Source organism: Dietzia kunjamensis, from assembly GCF_045689975.1.
Classification (GTDB): Bacteria; Actinomycetota; Actinomycetes; order Mycobacteriales; family Mycobacteriaceae; genus Dietzia; species Dietzia kunjamensis.
In genome coordinates, this window is sequence record NZ_CP143297.1 from 1973126 (window position 1) to 1993317 (window position 20192).

Here is a 20192-nt window from a genome sequence, read left to right on the forward strand (position 1 = left end):
AGATCGTGAGCAACAACGTCTCACAGTTCGGACAGAACCAGTGGCTCGTAGACGAGATGTACGAGCGGTTCGCCAAGGACCCGTCCTCCGTGGACAAGTCCTGGCACGAGTTCTTCGACGCCAACCCGGAGGCCGCCTCCTCCTCCGGTGGTGACTCGACCAACGGCACCTCCCCCGGCAGCTCGGGCGGGAAATCCGGCAAGAGCAGTCGGCCCCGATCGGGAGGTGGGAGCAGTGGGGAATCGGTCACATCAGACAAGAAGCCGTCCGAGATCACCGTCGACGATTCCACCCCCGAGGCGTCCGCCAAGGACATCGCGGCGAAGCCCGCTGCCGACGCCTCGCCCAAGCGCAAGGCCCGCGGGGAGGGGGTGCCCGCCCCGGAGCACAAGTCGGAGGCGCGGAAGAAGTCCGACACCGCGGCGACGAAGAAGCCGTCACGCCCCGAGTACGAGCCCCCCGCGGAGCAGGAGAGCAAGGTCATCCGGGGCGCGGCCAACGCGATCGTCAAGAACATGAACGCGTCGCTGTCCCTCCCCACCGCGACCTCGGTCCGCGCGGTCCCGGCGAAACTGATGGTCGACAACCGGGTGGTCATCAACAACCACCTCAAGCGCACCCACGGCGGGAAGATCTCCTTCACCCACCTCATCGGGTACGCCATGGTCCAGGCCGTCAAGGCCTACCCGAACCTGAACAACCACTACGAGGAGGTCGACGGCAAGCCGAACGTCGTCACCCCGAACGGGATCAACCTCGGTCTGGCGATCGACATGAAGACCAAGGCCGGCCGATCCCTGGTCGTGGCCGCGATCCGCAACTGCGAGAAGCTCGACTTCCGCGGATTCCTCGACGCCTATGAGGACATCGTCGCCCGCGCCCGCGAGGGCAAGCTGACGATGGACGACTTCTCCGGCGTCACGATCTCGCTGACGAACCCCGGCGGAATCGGCACGGTGCACTCGGTCCCGCGCCTCACCGTGGGCCAGGGCGCCATTCTCGGCGTGGGCGCGATGGAGTACCCCGCCGAGTTCCAGGGCGCGAGTGACGAGCAGTTGGCCAACAACGCCATCGGCAAGATCACCACCCTCACCTCCACGTACGATCACCGGATCATCCAGGGCGCCGAATCCGGCGAGTTCCTGCGTGAGATCCACCGTCTGCTGATCGCGGACGAGTTCTATGACGAGATCTTCGACGTACTCGGCATCCCCTACGAGCCGGTCAGGTGGCGTCAGGACATCACCGACCCGCGGGTGGACAAGGACGCACGCGTCCTCGAGCTGATCGCCGCCTACCGCGACCGCGGCCACCTCATGGCCGACATCGACCCGCTCGACGGGAAGCACGCCAAGCGGCGTCGCACGTTCCACCCGGACCTCGACGTCAACTCCCACGAGCTCACCCTGTGGGACCTCGACCGCAAGTTCTCCGTCGGCGGTTTCGTCGGCAAGGACAAGATGCGGTTGCGGGATGTACTGTCCGCGTTGCGCGCGGCCTACTGCCGCAAGATCGGTATCGAGTACACCCACATCCTCGAGAACGAGCAGCGCCAGTGGATCCAGGAGCGCCTCGAGGGGGTCGACGACAAGCCGACCGTCGCCGAGCAGAAGTACATCCTGTCCAAGGTGAACGCCGCGGAGGCCTTCGAGACGTTCCTGCAGACCAAGTATGTCGGCCAGAAGCGCTTCTCCCTCGAGGGCGCCGAGTCCGTCATCCCGATGATGGACGCGGTGATCGACGAGGCCGCCGAGTTCGGCCTCGACGAGGTCGTGATCGGCATGCCCCACCGCGGGCGGCTCAACGTGCTCGCCAACATCGTGGGCAAGCCCTACCGGCAGATCTTCACCGAGTTCGAGGGCAACATGGACCCCTCCGCCGCGCACGGGTCGGGTGACGTCAAGTACCACCTCGGGGCCGAGGGCATCCAGTACCAGATGTTCGGCGAGAACGAGATCAAGGTGTCGCTCACCGCCAACCCGTCGCACCTCGAGGCCGTCGATCCGGTCCTGGAGGGAATCGTCCGCGCCAAGCAGGACCTCATCGAGGATCCGGAATGGCGCTCCGAGTACCCGGTCGTGCCGCTCATGCTGCACGGTGACGCGGCATTCGCCGGACAGGGAGTGGTCGCGGAGACCCTGAACCTCTCGCAGATCGACGGTTACCGCACCGGCGGCACGATCCACATCGTCGTCAACAACCAGATCGGGTTCACCACGGCGCCCGAGGCCGGGCGTTCCAGCCAGTACTCCACGGACGTCGCCAAGATGATCGGCTCGCCGATCTTCCACGTGAACGGTGACGATCCCGAGGCATGCGTGCGGGTCGCCCGGCTGGCGATGGACTTCCGCCAGCAGTTCAAGAAGGACGTCGTGATCGACCTCGTCTGCTACCGCCGCCGCGGTCACAACGAGGCCGACGACCCGTCGATGACGCAACCGCGGATGTACGAGGTCATCGACGACAAGAAGAGCGTCCGCCAGTCCTACACCGAGGATCTGGTCGGTCGCGGCGACATCACCGAGAAGGAGGCGGAGAACGCTCTCCGCGACTTCCAGGGGCAGCTCGAGCGGGTCTTCAATGAGGTCCGCGAGCTCGAGAAGCACCCGGTGAAGGCATCCGAGTCGATCCTGCCCAACCAGCCGCTGCCCAAGCGCCTGGTGACGGCGGTGGACGAGTCGGTCATCCACGCCATCGGCGACGCCTTCGGCAACCTGCCCGAGGACTTCCACATCCACTCGCGTGTGAAGCCGGTCTACGAGGCGCGCCAGAAGATGGCCTACAACGGCAACATCGACTGGGCGTTCGCCGAACTACTGGCGATCGGCTCCCTCGTCCTGGAGGGCCGGACCGTGCGTCTGGCGGGCCAGGACTCGCAACGCGGCACCTTCACGCAACGTCACGCCGTGGTGGTCGACAAGACCACGTCGGAGCCCTACTCGCCGCTCCAGAACCTCGAGGACGCCGAAGGCCGCTTCGAGGTGTGGAACTCGGCGCTCACCGAGTACGCGGGCGTCGGATTCGAGTACGGCTACTCGGTCGGGGACCCGGAGGCCCTCGTGCTCTGGGAGGCGCAGTTCGGTGACTTCGTCAACGGCGCGCAGACCATCATCGACGAGTACATCTCCTCCGGTGAGGCCAAGTGGGGTCAGAAGTCCTCCGTCACCCTTCTCCTGCCGCACGGGCACGAGGGAATGGGCCCGGACCACACGTCCGGCCGCATCGAGCGGTTCCTCCAGCTGTGTGCCGAGGGCTCGATGACCGTCGCACAGCCGTCGACCCCGGCGAACTACTTCCACCTCATGCGTCGTCATGCCACCGACGGCATCAAGCGGCCGCAGGTGGTCTTCACGCCCAAGTCGATGCTGCGGAACAAGAAGGCCGTCAGCGCGATCTCGGACTTCACCAACGGCAAGTTCCGTTCGGTTCTCGACGACCCGACGTTCGCCGACGGTTCGAAGGACCCGGGCAAGGTCAAGACCATGCTGCTGGTGTCCGGCAAGCTCTACTACGAGCTCGCCGCCCGCCAGGAGAAGGAGGGCCGCGACGACATCGCGATCGTCCGGGTCGAACAGATCCACCCGGTGCCGCACCGCCGCCTGCGCGAGGCGTTGGACCACTACCCGAACCTCACCGAGGTCCGGTGGGTGCAGGAGGAGCCGGCGAACCAGGGAGCGTGGAGCTTCCTCGCCCTGGAGCTGCCCGAGCGCATCGAGGACTTCCCGCCCCTCAAGCGGGTCTCGCGTCGCCCGATGGCCGCGACCTCGACGGGTCTGAGCAAGGTCCACGCCGTCGAGCAGAAGGCGCTGGTGGACCAGGCGTTCGAGTGACCGCCGAATCGGAGGACCGCGGACCTCGAGTGACCGCGTAGGAGGAAGGGCCCGACCACCAGGTCGGGCCCTTCCTCGTGTTCCACCCCTCGCGGAGGTCAGTAACCGTGCTCGTCCAACCAGTAGTTCGCCAACGCGACGGGGGTCGCGGAACCGAATTCGACCCCCAGCAGGAGCTCGCGGACATCCTCGGTGGTCAGCTCCCCGCTGATGCGGTTCACCAGGGCGAGCTGATCCTCCGAGAGCGAGCCCTTGCGGAACACGGGCACGAGGTGCTGGGCGAGGACGGCGTCCTCGTCGTCGTCCAACGCGACGATGTCCTCCGGATGGAGGACGGGGTCCGCCGACTGGACCAGACCCACCCCGATCTCCCCCTCCCGCAGGGCGTCGAACACCGCGCGGGGGTTGGGCCCCAGCGCCACGCGACGGCCGAAACCGCAGTCGTAGGTGGTACCGACGGATGTGGCGAGCTCCCGATCCGCGAGCGCCTCCTCGCGTGCGCCGAGGGTGAACTCACCGCACCTCCCGGCCAGGTCGGACATCGTCCGCAGGCCTCGCGATTCCGAGGTGTGCCGGGTGACCGCGTACACGGGGGCGTCCTCGGCGGGCGCAGGATCCGCCGCGGTCACGCCCTCCGGGAGGGCGGCCATCATGGCGGTGTACACCTCATCGGCCTCGACCTCGGTGGAGTTCTCGTCGAAGGTCCGGAGCAACTCACCGGTGAACCCGATCGTGAACGTCGCCTCCCCGGTCACCACGGACTCCACGACCTCGTCCTGGGTCCCGGCCTGCGGGCGGGCGGTCACCCGCGACCCCGACCGCACCAGGGCGTTGCCGTAGATGTGACCGACGATCTCGACCTCGCCGAAGGATGCGGTCTCGACGACCACCACCGGATCGTCCCGGTGCGCGGGAACGATCGACGACTGCGCCTGGCAGCCGGACAGTGCCATCGCGCCGACCCCCGCGAGCACCATCGCGCACCGCCCCGCCCGATCCCCCGTCCGCAGCATCCGACCACGCCCTTCCTCACCCCGGCCGCGCCGGTCGGCGCGGATCACCTCGAGGGACAGTCTCCCAGCCACGCCCGCCGGTCGTCACTCCGAGGGCCCGCACGGCGGATATTGTCAGGCGAGACGAGGAAAGGGGACCGGGTGCCCGCGATCCCACCACGACGGCCGTCGACAACCCGAGCAGATGCCACGCCACGAGGCCCGGCCGGGTCGGCTCACCACGCGACCGTGGACTGCGTCGTCTACATCGACGGTGTCGGTGAACGCGGCCGGGTCCCGCACCGGGAGGCGATCCGCCGCGTGCGCGACAGCGGTCGAGGCTTCGTCTGGATCAGCCTCGACGCCCCGGGGCACGACCAGATGGAAGCGCTGTCCCGGGACCTGGGGCTGCACGAGCTCATCACCGAGGACGCGACCAGTGGCCGGCAGCGTCCCAAGTTGGAGGCCTACGACGACGCTCTCGTGCTCAACATGTCGACCGTGCGGTACCTGGCCCACGAGACGGTCACGCAGGTCAGCGACATCGTGTCCACCGGCGAGCTGATGGTGGTCCTGGGCCGGGACTTCGTGGTGACCGTCCGTCACGGGGACCAGATCACCCCCACGGACCTCGTCAGCGCGCCCGGGTACTCGCCGGAACGGTTCGCGATCGGGCCGGCGGCGGTGATGCACGCCGTGGCGGACCGTGTCGTCGACAGCTACATCGAGGCCGCTGAGGGGATGGCCGCGGACATCGACGAACTCGAGTCGGCGCTCTTCACGCCGCGCACCCGGGTGGACATCGAACAGATCTACGTCCTCAAGCGGGAGCTACTCGAACTCAAACACGTCATCGGGCCGTTGACCACGCCCCTGCGACGCCTGTCGGTCGATCATCTCGACCTCGTCCCTGCCGAGGCCCGCCACTACTTCCGCGACGTCCAGGACCACCACGCACAGGCGGCAGCGGTGGTCGCGACCCTGGACGAGCAGAGCACCTCGCTCGTCAGCGCGGCGGCGACGATCGTCGGAATCCAACAGAACACCGACATGCGCAAGATCTCCGCCTGGGTCGCCATCGCGGCCGTACCCACGATGATCGCGGGCGTCTACGGCATGAACTTCCGACACATGCCCGAACTCGAGACACGGTACGGGTACTTCGTGGTGCTGGGGATAATGGTGGCGATGTGCGCCGGGCTCTTCCTGCTGTTTCGCCGGAACCGCTGGTTGTGATCAGCGGTTCAGCCCGGGGTTGACCGCCGAGCGCCCGGGATCGGTGACATCGATGCCGGCCTCCGCCCACGCCTCCTCCAGTTCCGCCGCGCCCTTCATCCGTACCCACGCCGCCTCCGTGTGGGTGACCGGAACGGCCCGGAACACGGTGACCGGCGCGGCGTCACCGGGCAACGGCACGTCCGGGATCTCCGGAGCCCGCAGGACGACCCCCGTGAACGACGCGCCCGGCCAGAGCGGCTCGCCCAGGTCGATCAGTGCTCCCTCCGACAGGACGAGGCCCTCCACCGCGGGTGCGGCCGCGAGCACCGCCAGCGCGCGGACCAGACCGTCCACCCCGCCACGCAGGATCAGACTCAGCTCCGCCCGCGGCGCGGTGGGGTCGGGAACGAGGGCCGAGGGGTCCCCCATCGGTTCGGCTGAGCACCCCAGCGAGACATACCGCACCACGCCGGACTCGATGTCCACGAACCGCAGGATCCTGATCGGTGACGCGCCGAGGAATGTCACCGACGCCTCCTGGGGCTCCGGGCCGTGGTGCTCGATCAGATGCGCCCGCACCACGGAGAGCACGTCCGAGGAGCTCGTCGGACCGCCGGGCAGCACTACTTCAGCCCGAGGCGGGCGAGCTCGTCGCGCACCCGTTCCGCGTTGGCGGGCTCGCACAGGACGTCGTACCGTCCCGCGACGAGCTGCGAGGTGGACGCGAAGTCACGCTTGCCGCGGGTGGCCGCGTAGGACAGCGAGGCCGAGACGACCCCGAACACCGACCCGCCCACCAGGCCCGTCAGGACGACTCCCCACATGGGCTGCGTGAAGATGCCGAGCAACAGGCCGATGAACAGCCCGAGCCAGGCGCCGGTGGCCAGGCCACCGAGCAGGACCTTGGGCCATGTGAGCCGGCCGGTCACACGCTCGACCTGCATCAGGTCCACTCCCACGATCGTGACCTCGTGGACGGGGAACTCCTCGTCCGCGAGATGATCGACCGCGGCCTGGGCCTGCGCGTAGGTGGGGTACGACCCGACCACCCAACCGGTCGGCGGCGTGGGCAAGCCCGGGGTCTGACCAGCCCGGGTCCTACCGCCTGCCGGATTCACGGGAGAGCTCATGATGTCCGTCCTTCCGGGTCCGTTCCTGCACCGGCCTGATCCGTCACGGTCATCCCGCCCGCACGACCCCGCGCGGACACGACCAGCGCCATCTTACGACTGGCCTCGTCGAGCATCTCGTCGCCGAACATCACCGCACCGCGAGCACCTCCCTCGACGGACGTCGACCGCGCGTAGGCGGCGAGGATGGCCTCGGCCTGGTCGAACTCCTCCTGGCGGGGGCTGAACACCTCGTTGCCCGCGTCGACCTGGGCCGGGTGCAACACCCACTTGCCGTCGAAGCCGAGTGCTGCGGTGCGGGCGGCCGCACGGCGGAACCCCTCCACGTCCCGGACCTTGAGGAAGGGCCCGTCGATCGCCTGGAGGCCGTGGGCGCGGGCGGCGACGAGGATGGTCATGAGTACGTGGTGGTAGGCGTCACCCGGGGCGTAACCCTCCGGTTGCTCCCCGACCGTGAGGGTGCGCATCCCGACGGAGGCCATGAAATCGGCCGGACCGAACACCAGCGTCAGGACACGCGGACTGGCCGTCGCGATCTGATCGATGTTGGTCAGCCCCAGGGCGTCCTCGATCTGGGGTTCGATGCCGATGTGCCCGACCGGTAGGCCCGCCGCCTTCTCGACCTGGGTCAGCACCAGGTCGAGGGCCATGACCTCCGCCGCGGAGCGCGCCTTCGGCAGCAACAGTGCGTCGACGCGGGCACCCGCGCGACCGACTATCTCGGTGACGTCCCGCACCGTGTACTCGGTGTCCCACGCGTTGACGCGCACCACCACCGTGGGTGCGGCGAAGTCCCCGCCGTTCAGGGCGGCCACCACGTTCTGGCGGGCCTCCTCCTTGGCGGGACCCGCCACCGCGTCCTCGAGATCCAGGAAGACCTCGTCCACCGGCAGTCCCCTGGCCTTGTCGATCATCTTGACACTGCTGCCGGGCACGGCCAGTACCGTGCGCCGGGGACGGGCACGGAGTTCGGCGAGCGCCGTGGCGGCGTCCTCCGATGGCGCGGGTGTCGCGTGGGGGGCTGCGGTCATCGTGAGTGGCACTCCCTTACGTCCGGTATGGCGGGCGGGCGCCGCCCGTGGGTGACTAGCCTGGTCGACATGGCGAACCTCAACAAGGCCTTCGTCGCCAGGCTAGCCGGACTACCGGTGATCGGCCCTGACGGGGACGACATCGGACGGATCCGGGACGTCGTGGTGACGATGCGATCTCGGCACAAGCCCCCCCGGGTGATCGGACTCGTGGTCGAACTACCCACGCGTCGCAGGATCTTCGTGCCGATGCTCAGGGTCGCCTCGATCGACCCCCGGTCCGTCTCCCTGGTCTCGGGCACCATCAATCTGCACCGGTTCCAGTCCCGACCCGGGGAGAACCTGGTGCTCGGGGCGTTGGTGGACTCCGTGATCGGAGTCGAGCGGGATCAGGTCGGTTCGGAGAAAGCGGGCGCCGACCAGAAGGACATTCGTTACCAGGTGGTCGACGTGGAGATCGAGCGTCAGCGCTCGAGGGACTGGCTCGTCTCCCGACTCGCCGTACGCGCACGACGCGGGCGCGCCTCGCTCGGCCGCCGCGGCGAGGTGTCGATCCATCCGTGGAGCCGGATCCGGGGACTCGACGACGACGCGATCGGCACCCCGGAACACAGTGCCGAGAGCCTGGTCGAGCACTATGCCGACATGCGCCCGGCCGACGTCGCGAACGCCCTGCGGGAACTGCCGGAGGTCCGTCGGCTGGAGGTCGCCCGGACACTGGACGACGAGCGATTGGCCGACATCCTGCAGGAACTGCCCCACGACGAGCAGACCGAGATCGTCACCCGGCTCGAGCTGGAGCGCGCGGCGGACGTGCTCGAGGCGATGGACCCCGACGACGTGGCCGATCTGCTCGGCGAGTTGCCGGAGCAGGACGCCGAGTCATTCCTGGAACGCATGAACCCCGAGGACTCGGCTCCCGTCCGGCGTCTGCTCACGTTCGACGCGGACACCGCGGGCGGGCTCATGACCCCCGAGCCGATCATCCTGTCTCCGCAGACGACGGTGGCCGAGGCCCTCGCCCACTGCCGCAACCCCGACCTCAGCCCGGCCCTGGCCAGCCTCGTCTTCGTCGTGAGGCCCCCCACCGCGACACCGACGGGCAAGTACCTCGGATGCGTCCACATCCAGGCGCTGTTGCGGGAGCTGCCGTCGATGATGGTGGCCGAGACCGTCGACACCAGCCTGTCCACGCTGCGCCCGTCCGACTCGACGGACGCCGTGACCAGGTTCTTCGCCACCTACAATCTCGTGTGCGGGCCGGTGGTCGACGACGAGGGACACCTGCTCGGCGCGGTGGCGGTCGACGATCTGCTGGACCATGTCCTCCCGGACGACTGGCGGGACATGGACCTGCACGACGACAGGGAGGCGACCCGATGAGCGAGCCCACCGTGCGGTCCTCGCTCTCGATGCCGGTGACCTCGCGCAGACCGAGGATCAGCTTCGACGCAGACGCGGTCGGCCGCTACAGCGAGTCCGTCGCGCGGTTCTTCGGGACCGGCACATATCTGCTGATCCAGACGATCATCGTGATCGTCTGGATCATCATCAACGTCGCGGTGGTCGCCCTGCGCTTCGACCCGTATCCCTTCATCCTGCTCAACCTCGCGTTCTCGACGCAGGCCGCCTACGCCGCTCCGCTGATCCTGCTCGCACAGAACCGGCAGGAGGACCGCGACAAGGAGTCCGTCAGGGAGGATCGCCTCCGCGCCACGCAGACCAAGGCGGACACCGAGTTCCTCGCCCGGGAACTCGCCTCGGTCCGGCTCTCCGTCGGTGAGACGGTCACCCGCGACTACCTCCGGCGGGAGCTCGACGACCTCCGTGATTCCGTCGAGCGGATCGAGACCCTCCTCTCCGGCCTCGAACCCGGGACGTGTAACGCCGATCACAACAAAACCGATTCAGACGTCAAGGGCCGGGGGTAGCCTCGGCCGGGACGGAACGTCGTGGGGCGCAGCACGTTCGCTGGGCCGACCGGGAAGTCGTAGGGGGAAGTCTTGCGCCGTTTTGCGCACAACGCCGATCGCCGGGTTCTGACCAGTGCCGCCGTTACCGCCAGCGCGATCGCTGTGCTGTCGGCCGTGGGACTGAACATGGACACCAGTCGCCCCGCGCCGCCGGACATCACTCCGCTGGCCGAGTACGCGCCCAGCACGCCGACGGTGACCGAGGCTCCCGCCACCTCCCGCACCACAGAGCCGTCCCCGGAGGAGGAACCGGCCGCACCGGAGGACCCCGGCGCCGCCCACATCGAGCCGGCGACCATCCCGGACGGGCCGCTGGGCATCCCCGGCATCGCCCTCGACGCCTATCACCGCGCCGCGGACCGCCTCAATGCGGAGAAGCCCGCCTGCGAGATGGACTGGACTCTCCTGGCCGGTATCGGCCAGGTCGAGTCCAACCAGGGACGTGGTCGGTTCGACGTCCACGGCAACACCATCGGCCGCATCCTGGGCCCCCGCCTCGATGGGAGCCTTCCGGGAACCGCCGTCATCACCGACACGGACGGGGGCCGGTTCGACGGCGATACGGAGTTCGACCGCGCGGTGGGCCCCGTGCAGTTCATCCCCTCGACCTGGGCCGGTCTCGGTCGCGACGCCAACGACGACGGGGTGGCCGATCCGAACAACATCTACGACGGCGCGCTGTCGGCGGCGTCCCTGCTGTGTGGGCAGGGGGGATCGATGGCCGATCCCGCCGCCCGCACCCGGGCGGTCTTGGCCTACAACAACTCGCTGGCCTATGTCGCCAACGTGAACGCCTGGGCCCACGGCTATGCGGTCAACGCCGTCCCGCTGCCGTCGGACCTGCCGGAGATCCACCAGCCCGAGCCCACCATCGAACCCCCGGAGCCGCCCGAGCGATGCCCCGAGGGGTGGGAGGGCGAGCCCACCGAGGCACCCGAGCCCGTTGCTCCGGGTGAGCCCGAGGCCCCGGTGCCCGGTTGCACGGAGGTCGAGCCCCCGACGACTCCGGCCCCGCCCGCGCCCAGTGCCTCTCCTTCGCCGTCGGCGACGCCGACTCCGACGCCGTCGCCCGAACGCCCGGCGCCTCCGGCGGTGGCGCCCCCGGCTCCGGCGCTACCGGGTTTGCCCGTGATCGAGTTGCCCTGCATACCTCCGTTCTGCGTGCCGCCGCCGCCTGCCTGAATCGTCACCCGGTGCCGTGACGCCTAGACTCGGGGCATCATGAGTGCACCCAGCGAAGAACTGATCCGGGCCGCCCTGGCGAAGGTCGACGACCCGGAGATCCGGAAGCCGCTCACGGAGCTCGGCATGGTCAAGGGTGTCGAGGTGGACCCCGCCACGGGCCGGGTCGACATCGGCATCTACCTGACCGTCGCCACCTGTCCGATGCGGGACACCATCACCGACCGCGTCCGCACGGCGGTGACCGACGTCCCGGGCGTCGGCGAGATCGCTGTCGAGCTCGACGTGATGAGCGACGAGCAGCGCACCGAACTGCGCAAGCATCTGCGCGGGGATGCCGCGGAGCCCGTCATCCCGTTCGCCCAGCCCGGCAACCTGACCCGCGTCTACGCGGTCGCCTCGGGCAAGGGAGGGGTCGGCAAGTCCACCGCGACGGTCAACCTCGCCACGGCCCTCGCCTCGCGGGGGCTCTCCGTGGGTGTACTGGACGCCGACATCTACGGCCACTCGATCCCGCGGATGCTGGGGACCGACGCGCGGCCGACCCAGGTGGAGCAGATGATCCTGCCGCCCGTCGCGCACGACGTGAAGGTCATCTCGATCGCACAGTTCACGAAGGGCAACACCCCGGTTGTGTGGCGCGGGCCCATGCTCCACCGGGCGTTGCAGCAGTTCCTCGCGGACGTCTACTGGGGTGATCTCGACGTCCTGCTGATGGACCTGCCCCCCGGCACGGGCGATGTGGCGATCTCGATCGCGCAGCTCATCCCCTCCGCGGAGATCCTCGTGGTCACCACGCCCCAGCAGGCTGCCGCAGAGGTGGCCGAGCGGGCCGGATCGATCGCGCTGCAGACCCGTCAGCGCATCGCGGGTGTCATCGAGAACATGTCATGGCTCGAGCTGCCCGACGGCACCAGGATGGATGTTTTCGGCACCGGCGGCGGTGCCGAGGTGGCGGCCAATCTGTCCCGCTCGGTCGGTGCACCCGTCACGTTGCTCGGTCAGGTCCCCCTGGAGCAGGCCGTGCGCGAGCACGGGGACGAGGGCACGCCCATCGTCCTCGCCGAGCCGGATTCGCCGTCCGGGCGCGCATACCGCGAGATCGCGGACGGTCTGGCCGTGCGCCCCCGGGGCCTGGCGGGGATGAACCTCGGGATCGACACCACCCGGCACCTCTGACGGACGGCGACGGCCGGGGGCTCAGCCCCCGGCCGTTCGTGCCGTCTGTCCGCCGCGGGTCGGGCCGGACGCGCGCCGGGCCGGTCGTGAGGGCGGGTCAGGTGGCGTCGCTGTCCCACACGGGTCCCGATGACGGGGGCGGCGGCGCCGGGGTGTCCCGGACGGGTGCGGTGCCGGCGGTCCGCGGCGCCGTCGACCGGCGGGGGTCGGCGGAGGCCGTTCCCGCGGAACCCGCCCCGCCGGCGACCGCGGGAGCGCCCGCCGGCGCAGCGGCTCCGAAGTCCCCGGAGAACAGGGAGTCGTCACCGTCAAGGAGATGCTTGGTGACCATCGCGCGCGGACTCAGCCCACGCAGGTCGTTGAGCTGCTTGAGGGGCTCCCGGAACTCCTCGAACTCGGTCCCGTAGTCATCCCGGAGCTGCTGCTGGGCGTTGCTGGCGAACTCACGGACCTTGCGGATCGCCGAGGCCAGCCAACGGGCGGCCTCGGGTAGGCGCTCGGGCCCCAGGACCACCAACGCCACCACGCCGAGCACCAGGAGCTCGGACCACCCCACGTTTGTGAACATCGCAGCCAGGATACGTCGCCGGGCTCACCGGTGGGAACCCGAGTTGTCCGGTGCCCCCGGTCAGCCCAGCGCGGGGCGCACGGTCAGTTCGACCCGCGTTCCACCGCGGATGACCTCGACCGGGACGTCGACGCCCGCCCCGGCGCGACGGACGGCCACCACCAGTTCATCGGAGGAACGCACCTGCCGGTCACCGACCCTGGTCACGACGTCCCCTTCCCGGAGTCCGCCCTCCTCGGCGGGCGAGCCCTCACGCACGTTGACGATCTCGGCGCCCTCCACCGACCCGTTGTCCGCCTTGCGGGCGTTGACGCCCATTGTGGCGTGTCGGACCGCCCCGTCGGTCATGAGCGACGTCGCTATCTCGCGGACGTCGTTGACCGGGATGGCGAAGCCGAGACCGATGGAACCCCCGGACTGGGTGAAGATGGAGGTGTTGATACCGATGACCGCTCCGGTCCCGTCGATGAGCGGTCCCCCGGAGTTACCGGGGTTGATGGCGGCGTCCGTCTGGATCGCGTCGATCACCACGTCGCCGTCCGAGGTGGCCTCCCCGAGGGCGATCGGGCGCCGGGTCGCCGAGACGATGCCCTCGGTGACGGTCCGGGCGAGTCCGAGGGGCGAGCCGATGGCGATGACCTGCTCCCCCACCTGGACGTCGTCCGAGTCGCCCAGGGTGGCGACGGTGAGGTTCTGGACGTCGTCGACCTTGAGGACCGCGAGGTCGGTGGCGGGGTCGCGCCCCACCATCTCGGCCGAGGCCCTGGAGCCGTCGGGGAAGATGACGTCGATGTCCGCGCGGTCGGCGGCGCCGTCCATGGTGACGACGTGGTTGTTCGTCACGATGTAGCCCTGTGGGTCGATGACGATGCCGGAGCCCTCCCCCTGGGCCGACGCCGTGGACACCGAGATGTTGACGACGGCGGGTTGGACGCGCTGGGCGACCTCACCGATCGGGTTGTCGGATCGGATGACGTTCTCCGGGGCGTCGGCGATCCGGACGGTGGAAGTGGTGAGGACGCGCGCGGAGTCCGCCACGACGGCGCCGATGGCGCCCGCGACGAGGGCGACGACGGCGACGGCCGCGGTCGCGCCGGCCACGGCCTGACTGCTCAGCCGACGTTCGAACAGTGCCTCGGACAGCGAGAGCCTGGCAGCGGGGGCCGCGGCCGCGCCCGACAGGTCGACCGGCTCGTGGTCGGCAGTGGCGGGCACTGCGGGTGCGCCGTACCCGACCGGAGCGTCGGGGTCGCGCCACGGGTCCGGAGCGGGCGGCGGTGGAACCTCGGACTCGTCCTGCCACGCCGGATGCCGCTCTATACCCCGAGCGGCTCCCGGGGCCGGGGCGAAGGCCTGCTCGAGGACCGGATCGGCGTCGCTGCCGAGGAGCGGGCCGGGGTGCGCGGCGGCACCTCCACGGGACGGGTCGAATCCACCGGTGACCCCGTCTGGTCGGGCGAACCGTGCGACATCGTCCTCGCCCACGGCCGGCCGATCGATCGGGGCGGGTTCACGAAGCGGGCGGTCCGGTTCCCCGTCCCGCGCCGCGGGCCCGGCCGCGCCTGTGTCGTCCTCCACCCGGCCCACCCTAGTTGCCGCGTCGCCACAGCCGGCGAAGCAGTCTCGACCAACCGTGGGTCTCCTCGGACCCGGCCACCGGATCGGGGCCCGTCCGCGTGGCCGGATCGGGTGCGTCCTCGAGTGACCGCAGCCGTTCGAGGAGTTCGCGGGGCATCTGGATGGGGCCGGATCCGCGCAGTGCGCGGCGTGCCTCACGCTGGACCTCGACCTCCCGACGACAGTGCGGACACCGGGCCAGGTGGGCGTCGGCCCGGGACTGCCCCGAGGGCGGTAGCCGACCGTCGACATAGGCTGCCGCGGCTTCCGTGGAGAGGTGGTCGGTGGACAGGAAGCTCTCCCTGGCGCGGGGCGGGCCGGTCCTGTCGACCACTTTCCGCGCCGAGTCGAACGACAGCGTGAACTCGGGGCCGGGTCCGCGTTCGTGGAGGTGTCTGTCCACGCCCCTCCCCTTCTCCGGTCATCTCGTGGGCTCGTCCGAGTCCCCGTCGAGGGGTCAACGTCCGGCACACCCGCAGGGTTCCCGCGCCGCCACCCGCTGTTCCCGGTACGGACGCGGGTTGTGCCGATCGCCGGAGGGATCAGTCGATGCGCTGGTGGGCGCCGGTGACCCCGGCCGCCTCGAGTTCCGCACGCAACGCGGCCCGTCCGCGGTGGATCCGGCTCCTGACGGTGCCCATCTTCACGCCCAGGATGCGTCCGACCTCCTCGTAGCTGAGGTCCTCGATGTCACTGAGGACCACGGCGGCGCGGAACTCCGGAGACAGGTTGGCCAGCGCGGTCTGCAGGACGGGGTCGAACGTCTCCTCCGAGATCACCTGCTCCGGGCTGCGTTCTCGACCGGGCACCCTTTCGGCGTCCTCGGGCAGCGCCTCGAAGCGGATGCGCCCGCGCCGGCGTGCCGAATCGAGGAACAGGTTGGTGACGATGCGGTGCATCCAGCCCTCGAAGGTCCCCGGCTTGTAGCGGTCCAGCGAGCGGAACACCCTGATGAACGCCTCCTGGGTGATGTCCTCGGCGTCGTGGGCGTTCCCGCAGAGGCGGTACGCCAGGCGGTAGACACGGTCACCGTGCTGCGCGACGAGCTCGGACCAGGACGGCATGTCCGTAGCCTCGCCGGTGGCGTCGAAACGAGCGGTCCCGGCAGCCTCGTCGAGGGCGACCGGAGCGATCGCCGTCCCGTGCACGGTTCGTGAGTACATGCGCTGCCGCCGCCTTCCGGCCCGGGCCTGTGGGAGCCCGCGCGGTGGTGGCCGCGCCCTCGTGGCGCGACGTGTGCCCACCCTCCCCTACGGGGCTGTCCTCACGGTATACACGTACTGAGACAGCCCTGAGAGTCTGATACCGATCCGATCACCGCGCGTTGGTCACCGCTGCCTCCCCGGTCGGGGATACGCTGCTCAGGTGTCCGATTCCTCTGATGTCCCCGCCACCGATCGCTCCGGTCTCGACGGGATGGCGCAACGCAGCGCCGCCCTCGTCGACGACTCGCTCTATGCCTCCGCACGGGCCGAGGCCGAGGAACTCGGGGCCGCCTCGCCGGACGCCCTGACCGCGGACGCGATCCGCCTGGTGGCCCGCTTGAACGGCACCCGCGCCGCCGTGTGCATCACCCCCGCGCCGGGAGTCCCCGCTCTGGCGATCCTCGCGGCGGCCGCGCCCGGCTCCGGAGCCGTGGTCACCTGCATCACCGACGACCCGCATCACCTCGAGGCGGCGCGATCGGCCGTCCGCGGCGCGGGCCATCCCGCCTCCTCCGCCCGCTACATCGCGGCCCGGCCGCTCGAGGTGGCCGACAAACTCGCGGACGGCGCCTACGACCTCGTGGTCGCGGACGTCCCGGCACATTCGGTGCCGCGCGTGATCTCCCGATCCCACCAGCTGTTGCGCGCCGGCGGCGCGCTGGTCCTGATGGGCGAGCACGCCCCGCTGCCCGAGGACGCGGAACTCCCCGAGCGCGCGCACGTCACGGTGCTCCCCGTGGGGACCGGCCTGACCGTGGTCACCCTCTGAGCGGTCCTCCCCTCCCGAGGGTTCACCCCCCGGGGCGCGAGGTCAGCCCTGCAGTGAGGTGGTGGTGTTCTTGGCGACGCTCACCACGCCGCCCGCGCTGACCGGGAACCGGCTGCGGTCGCGTTCGTGATCCACACCGATCAGGTCCCCGTCGCCGATGTGGCAGTTCTTGTCGACGATCGCCTTGCGGACCACGGCCCCGCGACCGATGCGGACGCCCGGCATGAGGACACTGCCCTCGACGACCGCCCCGTCCTCGACGATGACGTTGTTCGACAACACCGAGTTGCGCACGGTGGCGGCGGAGACGATCGTCCCCGAGCCGACCATGGACTCCTGGGACATGCCGCCGTTGACGAACTTCGCCGGCGGCAGGTTGTCCTGCTGGGTCCGGATGGGCCACAGGGAGTTGTAGAGGTTGAACACGGGGTGCACCGACACCAGGTCCATGTGCGCGTCGTAGAACGCGTCGATGGTGCCCACGTCGCGCCAGTACCCGGCATCACGCTCGGTCTCGCCGGGGACGTTGTTCAGGGCGAAGTCGTAGACGTAGGCCCGCTCCTGCTCGACGAGGGCCGGGATGATGTCGCCGCCCATGTCGTGGGTGGAGTCGGGCTTCTCCGCGTCCGCCTTGAGCGCCTCGATGAGGGCGTCGGTGGTGAAGATGTAGTTGCCCATGGAGGCGAAGGTCGCGTCCGGATCATCCGGCGTGCCCGGGGGGTCGGAGGGCTTCTCGACCCAGCCGCGGATCAGGTCGTCGTCGCCGGCGTCGATGCAGCCGAACGCGAACGCCTCGCTGCGCGGGACACGGATCCCCGCGACGGTCACGGCGGCGCCGGTGGAGATGTGGTGGTCCAGCATCTGCCTGGGGTCCATCCGGTACACGTGGTCCGCGCCGAACACGACGATGTGGTCCGGCTTCTCGTCGTAGACCAGGTTGAGCGACTGCAGGATCGCGTCGGCCGACCCGGTGTACCAGCGGGGGCCCAGACGTTGCTGGGCGGGGACCGGTGCGACGTACTCGCCGCCCATCCCGCGCATGTGCCACACCTGGGCGATGTGGCGGTCCAGCGAGTGGGACTTGTACTGGGTGAGGACGCAGATCTGCATGAACCCCGCGTTGACGAGGTTGCTGAGCACGAAGTCGATGAGACGGTAGGACCCCCCGAACGGCACCGCGGGTTTGGCCCGGTCCGCCGTGAGCGGGAAGAGTCGCTTGCCCTCGCCACCGGCGAGGACGATTGCTAGGACGTGCGGCTGATTCCTCACGCCCCCACCGTATCGACTCCGCCCTCACCCGGACCGGTCATCGTGGGGTTTGCCCCCGCCCAGTACCGAACCGTAACCCCGCGGTCGGGCGGTGTTCGCCGGGCACGCCTCGGGCGGGGGCCCGAGCGACTACCTTGGCCGGTGTGCGAGTAGCGATGATGACGAGGGAGTACCCGCCTGAGGTCTACGGCGGTGCCGGAGTGCACGTGACCGAACTGGTGGCCAACCTACGGCCGCTGTGCGAGGTGGACGTGCTGTGCATGGGGGCCGACCGCGACACCGCCCGCGCTTTCCGACCGGATCCCGAGTTGGGCGCGGACGCCAACCCCGCGATCCAGACTCTCTCCGCCGGGTTGCGCATGAGCGTCGCGGCCGAGGGCGCGGACCTCGTCCACTCCCACACCTGGTACACGGGGCTCGCCGGGCACCTCGCGGGGCAGCTCTACGGCATCCCGCACGTTGTGTCCGCGCATTCACTGGAACCCAGCCGGCCGTGGAAGGCCGAGCAGCTCGGCGGTGGATACCGGGTCTCGTCGTGGTCGGAGCGCACCGCCTTCGCGGGAGCCGACGCGGTGGTCGCGGTGAGCGCCCGGATGAAGGACGAGATCCTGCGCGTCTACCCCGAGATCGACCCGGACCGCATCCACGTGATCCTCAACGGCATAGACACCTCCGTGTGGTCACCCGTCGAGACCTTCGCCGGCGAGGGTTCGGTCCTGCGCCGGAACGGGGTGGACCCGGACCGGCCGATCGTGGCGTTCGTCGGCCGGATCACCCGGCAGAAGGGCGTGCCCCACCTGGTGCGCGCCGCCCGGGACTTCCACCCTGACGCCCAGCTGGTGCTGTGCGCCGGCGCCCCGGACACCCCCGAGATCGCCGCCGAGATGGAGTCGCTGGTGGCGGAGCTGCAGTCCACCCGCGACGGTGTGTTCTGGCTGCGCGACATGCTGCCGCGCGAGGAGGTCATCGAGATCCTCTCCGCCGCGACGGTCTTCGCCTGCCCGTCGGTCTACGAGCCACTGGGCATCGTCAACCTGGAGGCGATGGCGTGCGACACGGCGGTCGTGGCGTCCGATGTCGGCGGGATCCCCGAGGTGGTCGTCGACGGCGAGACGGGCACCCTCGTCCACTACGACGCATCCGCGACCGACGCATTCGAGGCCGGGCTCGCGGCTGCCGTCAACGACCTGGTGGCGGACCCGGGCGAGGCCGCCCGGATGGGGCTGGCGGGCAAGGAGCGGGCCCGTACCCGGTTCTCGTGGGAGGCGATCGCCGAGCAGACCCATCGGATGTACGCCTCACTGCTGTAGAGGCTCCCCCGGCCGTGGAGGCGGCCTGCCGGCCGGCAGCGCCCGGTAGGTGTGCACCTCGACGTGTATCCGGACCGGGCGGTCCTGCGGGCCCAACCGGGCCTCGAGCCCGGACCTGTCGAGGTGGACGCCGCTCGGCCCCATGAGCGCCAGGTCCACGGCCACCGGGGCGGGGACCTCGGTGAGCACGTCGACGGTACGCACCTCGCCGGGGCGGAAGTGGTCGGCGAGGTCCGCGTCCAGGCGGTCCGACTTGTCCGGGGCCGGCTCCAGCATGCCGCCGGCCGAACGCAGTGGCTCGAGATGGCCCGGCCCGGGAACGGCGACGACCAACGTGCCACCCGGCCGGATCACCCGGGCGAACTCCGCCGGGTTCCTCGGGGCGAAGACCACCTGCACCAGGTCGACGCAGTCGTCCGCGAGCGGGAGTCCGTCCCAGGTGTCCGCGACCAGGGCCGCGACGTCATCGTGGACCCTGGCGAGTCGGCGCGCCGCCGCGGTGGAGATCTCCGTGCCGACCCCCAGCACGGCCGGTCCGGACTCGTCCGGCCCGCCCTCATCCGTCCCGAGCTCGCCCGTCGGACGTCCGGCCGCGGCCAGCGCGTCGACGACACCGGCGAGGTAGAAGCCGGTCCCGGCGCCGGGCTCGAGCACCACCGGCCGGGCCGGTCCCGCGTGGACGCCGCCGGTCCCGGGCGCGAACACCTCGCGGGCGACTCCGGCGAGGATCGCCACGAGGGGGTCGAACAGTCCCGAGCCGAGGACCCGGTCGCGCGCCGCGACCTGGTCCGCTCCGTCGCCGGGGAAGCGCCGGCCGCGGGGACCGAAGAGGCTGAGGTGCCCCTGCCGGGCCCGGTCGAACGAATGCCCGGCAGCGCACACCACCGCCCGGTCCACGGCCTCCATACCCTGTCCGCAG

General features: G+C 70.2%; 18 protein-coding genes. 8 read left to right on the plus strand and 10 right to left on the minus strand.

Translation table 11 applies throughout. From position 1 onward, the window contains the following. Nucleotides 1-5: 5 nt before the first annotated feature. Nucleotides 6-3830 carry a multifunctional oxoglutarate decarboxylase/oxoglutarate dehydrogenase thiamine pyrophosphate-binding subunit/dihydrolipoyllysine-residue succinyltransferase subunit gene (locus tag VZF99_RS09145; protein WP_407334577.1) on the plus strand — a complete coding sequence of 1275 codons (3825 nt, stop codon included), beginning with the start codon at nt 6-8 and terminating at the stop codon, nt 3828-3830. Between the two features lie 98 nt (nt 3831-3928). Here the strand turns inward: VZF99_RS09145 and VZF99_RS09150 are convergent, their stop codons facing one another. After that, entirely contained in the window at nt 3929-4915 is a 987-nt protein-coding gene (locus VZF99_RS09150) for a glycine betaine ABC transporter substrate-binding protein (RefSeq protein ID WP_244294109.1), read from the minus strand. A 69-nt stretch (nt 4916-4984) separates the two neighbouring features. Between VZF99_RS09150 and VZF99_RS09155 the strand changes: the two genes are divergently transcribed. Beyond that, on the plus strand, nt 4985-6058 hold the full coding sequence (locus VZF99_RS09155; protein WP_407334578.1) for a magnesium and cobalt transport protein CorA: 1074 nt from the start codon (nt 4985-4987) through the stop codon (nt 6056-6058). On the opposite strand, the gene VZF99_RS09160 is transcribed toward VZF99_RS09155, so the two are convergent. Genes VZF99_RS09160 through VZF99_RS09170 form a run of 3 tightly spaced genes read right to left on the minus strand, consistent with a single transcriptional unit; the run spans nt 6059 to nt 8201 of the window. Next, the gene (locus VZF99_RS09160) at nt 6059-6631 is read right to left on the minus strand and encodes a suppressor of fused domain protein (protein ID WP_069389885.1); all 573 of its coding nucleotides are present in this window, start codon (nt 6629-6631) and stop codon (nt 6059-6061) included. A gap of 32 nt (nt 6632-6663) precedes the next feature. Continuing rightward, entirely contained in the window at nt 6664-7170 is a 507-nt protein-coding gene (locus VZF99_RS09165; protein ID WP_173674746.1) for a general stress protein, read from the minus strand. After that, the gene (locus VZF99_RS09170; RefSeq protein ID WP_083249775.1) at nt 7167-8201 is read right to left on the minus strand and encodes a CoA ester lyase; all 1035 of its coding nucleotides are present in this window, start codon (nt 8199-8201) and stop codon (nt 7167-7169) included. Before VZF99_RS09170 ends, VZF99_RS09165 begins: the two co-directional genes overlap by 4 nt. 69 nt (nt 8202-8270) lie before the next feature. On the opposite strand from VZF99_RS09170, the gene VZF99_RS09175 reads away from it, so the two are divergent. From VZF99_RS09175 to VZF99_RS09190, 4 genes are all read left to right on the plus strand, one after another. Continuing rightward, a complete protein-coding gene (locus tag VZF99_RS09175; RefSeq protein WP_259821864.1) occupies nt 8271-9584 on the plus strand; it encodes a magnesium transporter MgtE N-terminal domain-containing protein in 1314 nt (437 codons plus the stop codon). After that, on the plus strand, nt 9581-10132 hold the full coding sequence (locus VZF99_RS09180; RefSeq protein ID WP_067718401.1) for a DUF1003 domain-containing protein: 552 nt from the start codon (nt 9581-9583) through the stop codon (nt 10130-10132). Before VZF99_RS09175 ends, VZF99_RS09180 begins: the two co-directional genes overlap by 4 nt. Before the next feature lie 168 nt (nt 10133-10300). Then, on the plus strand, nt 10301-11356 hold the full coding sequence (locus tag VZF99_RS09185; protein ID WP_407334579.1) for a lytic transglycosylase domain-containing protein: 1056 nt from the start codon (nt 10301-10303) through the stop codon (nt 11354-11356). A 39-nt stretch (nt 11357-11395) separates the two neighbouring features. Next, complete coding sequence (locus tag VZF99_RS09190; protein ID WP_407334580.1) at nt 11396-12535, plus strand: Mrp/NBP35 family ATP-binding protein; 1140 nt, start codon at nt 11396-11398, stop codon at nt 12533-12535. A gap of 97 nt (nt 12536-12632) precedes the next feature. Here VZF99_RS09190 and tatB read toward each other — a convergent pair whose 3' ends face one another. The 4 genes from tatB to sigE form a co-directional block, all read right to left on the minus strand. Further along, on the minus strand, nt 12633-13103 hold the full coding sequence (gene tatB / locus VZF99_RS09195) for a Sec-independent protein translocase protein TatB (protein WP_067718409.1): 471 nt from the start codon (nt 13101-13103) through the stop codon (nt 12633-12635). Nucleotides 13104-13163: 60 nt separating this feature from the next. Beyond that, entirely contained in the window at nt 13164-14681 is a 1518-nt protein-coding gene (locus VZF99_RS09200) for a S1C family serine protease (RefSeq protein ID WP_407334581.1), read from the minus strand. A 10-nt stretch (nt 14682-14691) separates the two neighbouring features. Further along, complete coding sequence (locus VZF99_RS09205) at nt 14692-15123, minus strand: anti-sigma factor (RefSeq protein WP_067718415.1); 432 nt, start codon at nt 15121-15123, stop codon at nt 14692-14694. A 139-nt stretch (nt 15124-15262) separates the two neighbouring features. Further along, the gene (sigE, locus tag VZF99_RS09210; RefSeq protein ID WP_069388940.1) at nt 15263-15883 is read right to left on the minus strand and encodes an RNA polymerase sigma factor SigE; all 621 of its coding nucleotides are present in this window, start codon (nt 15881-15883) and stop codon (nt 15263-15265) included. 202 nt (nt 15884-16085) lie between these two features. Here sigE and VZF99_RS09215 point away from each other — a divergent pair, with 202 nt between their 5' ends. Continuing rightward, nucleotides 16086-16694: a hypothetical protein gene (locus VZF99_RS09215; RefSeq protein ID WP_067718421.1), complete on the plus strand. Its 609-nt coding sequence runs from the start codon at nt 16086-16088 to the stop codon at nt 16692-16694. A 42-nt stretch (nt 16695-16736) separates the two neighbouring features. On the opposite strand, the gene glgC is transcribed toward VZF99_RS09215, so the two are convergent. Beyond that, nucleotides 16737-17963, minus strand: a complete 1227-nt coding sequence (gene glgC, locus VZF99_RS09220) for a glucose-1-phosphate adenylyltransferase (protein WP_067718424.1) — start codon at nt 17961-17963, stop codon at nt 16737-16739. 143 nt (nt 17964-18106) lie between these two features. On the opposite strand from glgC, the gene glgA reads away from it, so the two are divergent. Then, nucleotides 18107-19273 carry a glycogen synthase gene (glgA, locus tag VZF99_RS09225; RefSeq protein ID WP_167457807.1) on the plus strand — a complete coding sequence of 389 codons (1167 nt, stop codon included), beginning with the start codon at nt 18107-18109 and terminating at the stop codon, nt 19271-19273. On the opposite strand, the gene VZF99_RS09230 is transcribed toward glgA, so the two are convergent. Continuing rightward, nucleotides 19262-20179, minus strand: coding sequence for a methyltransferase type 11 (locus VZF99_RS09230; protein ID WP_407334582.1), 918 nt, complete (start codon nt 20177-20179; stop codon nt 19262-19264). The two genes, glgA and VZF99_RS09230, sit on opposite strands and share 12 nt — an antisense overlap. Nucleotides 20180-20192 lie beyond the last annotated feature (13 nt).

Excerpts from the sequence above, each read along its gene's own strand:
- VZF99_RS09165 (WP_173674746.1), bottom strand. The coding sequence starts at position 7,170 with ATGAGCTCTCCCGTGAATCCGGCAGGCGGTAGGACCCGGGCTGGTCAG.
- VZF99_RS09170 (WP_083249775.1), bottom strand. The coding sequence starts at position 8,201 with ATGACCGCAGCCCCCCACGCGACACCCGCGCCATCGGAGGACGCCGCC.
- VZF99_RS09175 (WP_259821864.1), top strand. The coding sequence starts at position 8,271 with ATGGCGAACCTCAACAAGGCCTTCGTCGCCAGGCTAGCCGGACTACCG.
- VZF99_RS09180 (WP_067718401.1), top strand. The coding sequence starts at position 9,581 with ATGAGCGAGCCCACCGTGCGGTCCTCGCTCTCGATGCCGGTGACCTCG.
- VZF99_RS09185 (WP_407334579.1), top strand. The coding sequence starts at position 10,301 with ATGGACACCAGTCGCCCCGCGCCGCCGGACATCACTCCGCTGGCCGAG.
- VZF99_RS09190 (WP_407334580.1), top strand. The coding sequence starts at position 11,396 with ATGAGTGCACCCAGCGAAGAACTGATCCGGGCCGCCCTGGCGAAGGTC.
- tatB (WP_067718409.1), bottom strand. The coding sequence starts at position 13,103 with ATGTTCACAAACGTGGGGTGGTCCGAGCTCCTGGTGCTCGGCGTGGTG.
- sigE (WP_069388940.1), bottom strand. The coding sequence starts at position 15,883 with ATGTACTCACGAACCGTGCACGGGACGGCGATCGCTCCGGTCGCCCTC.
- VZF99_RS09230 (WP_407334582.1), bottom strand. The coding sequence starts at position 20,179 with ATGGAGGCCGTGGACCGGGCGGTGGTGTGCGCTGCCGGGCATTCGTTC.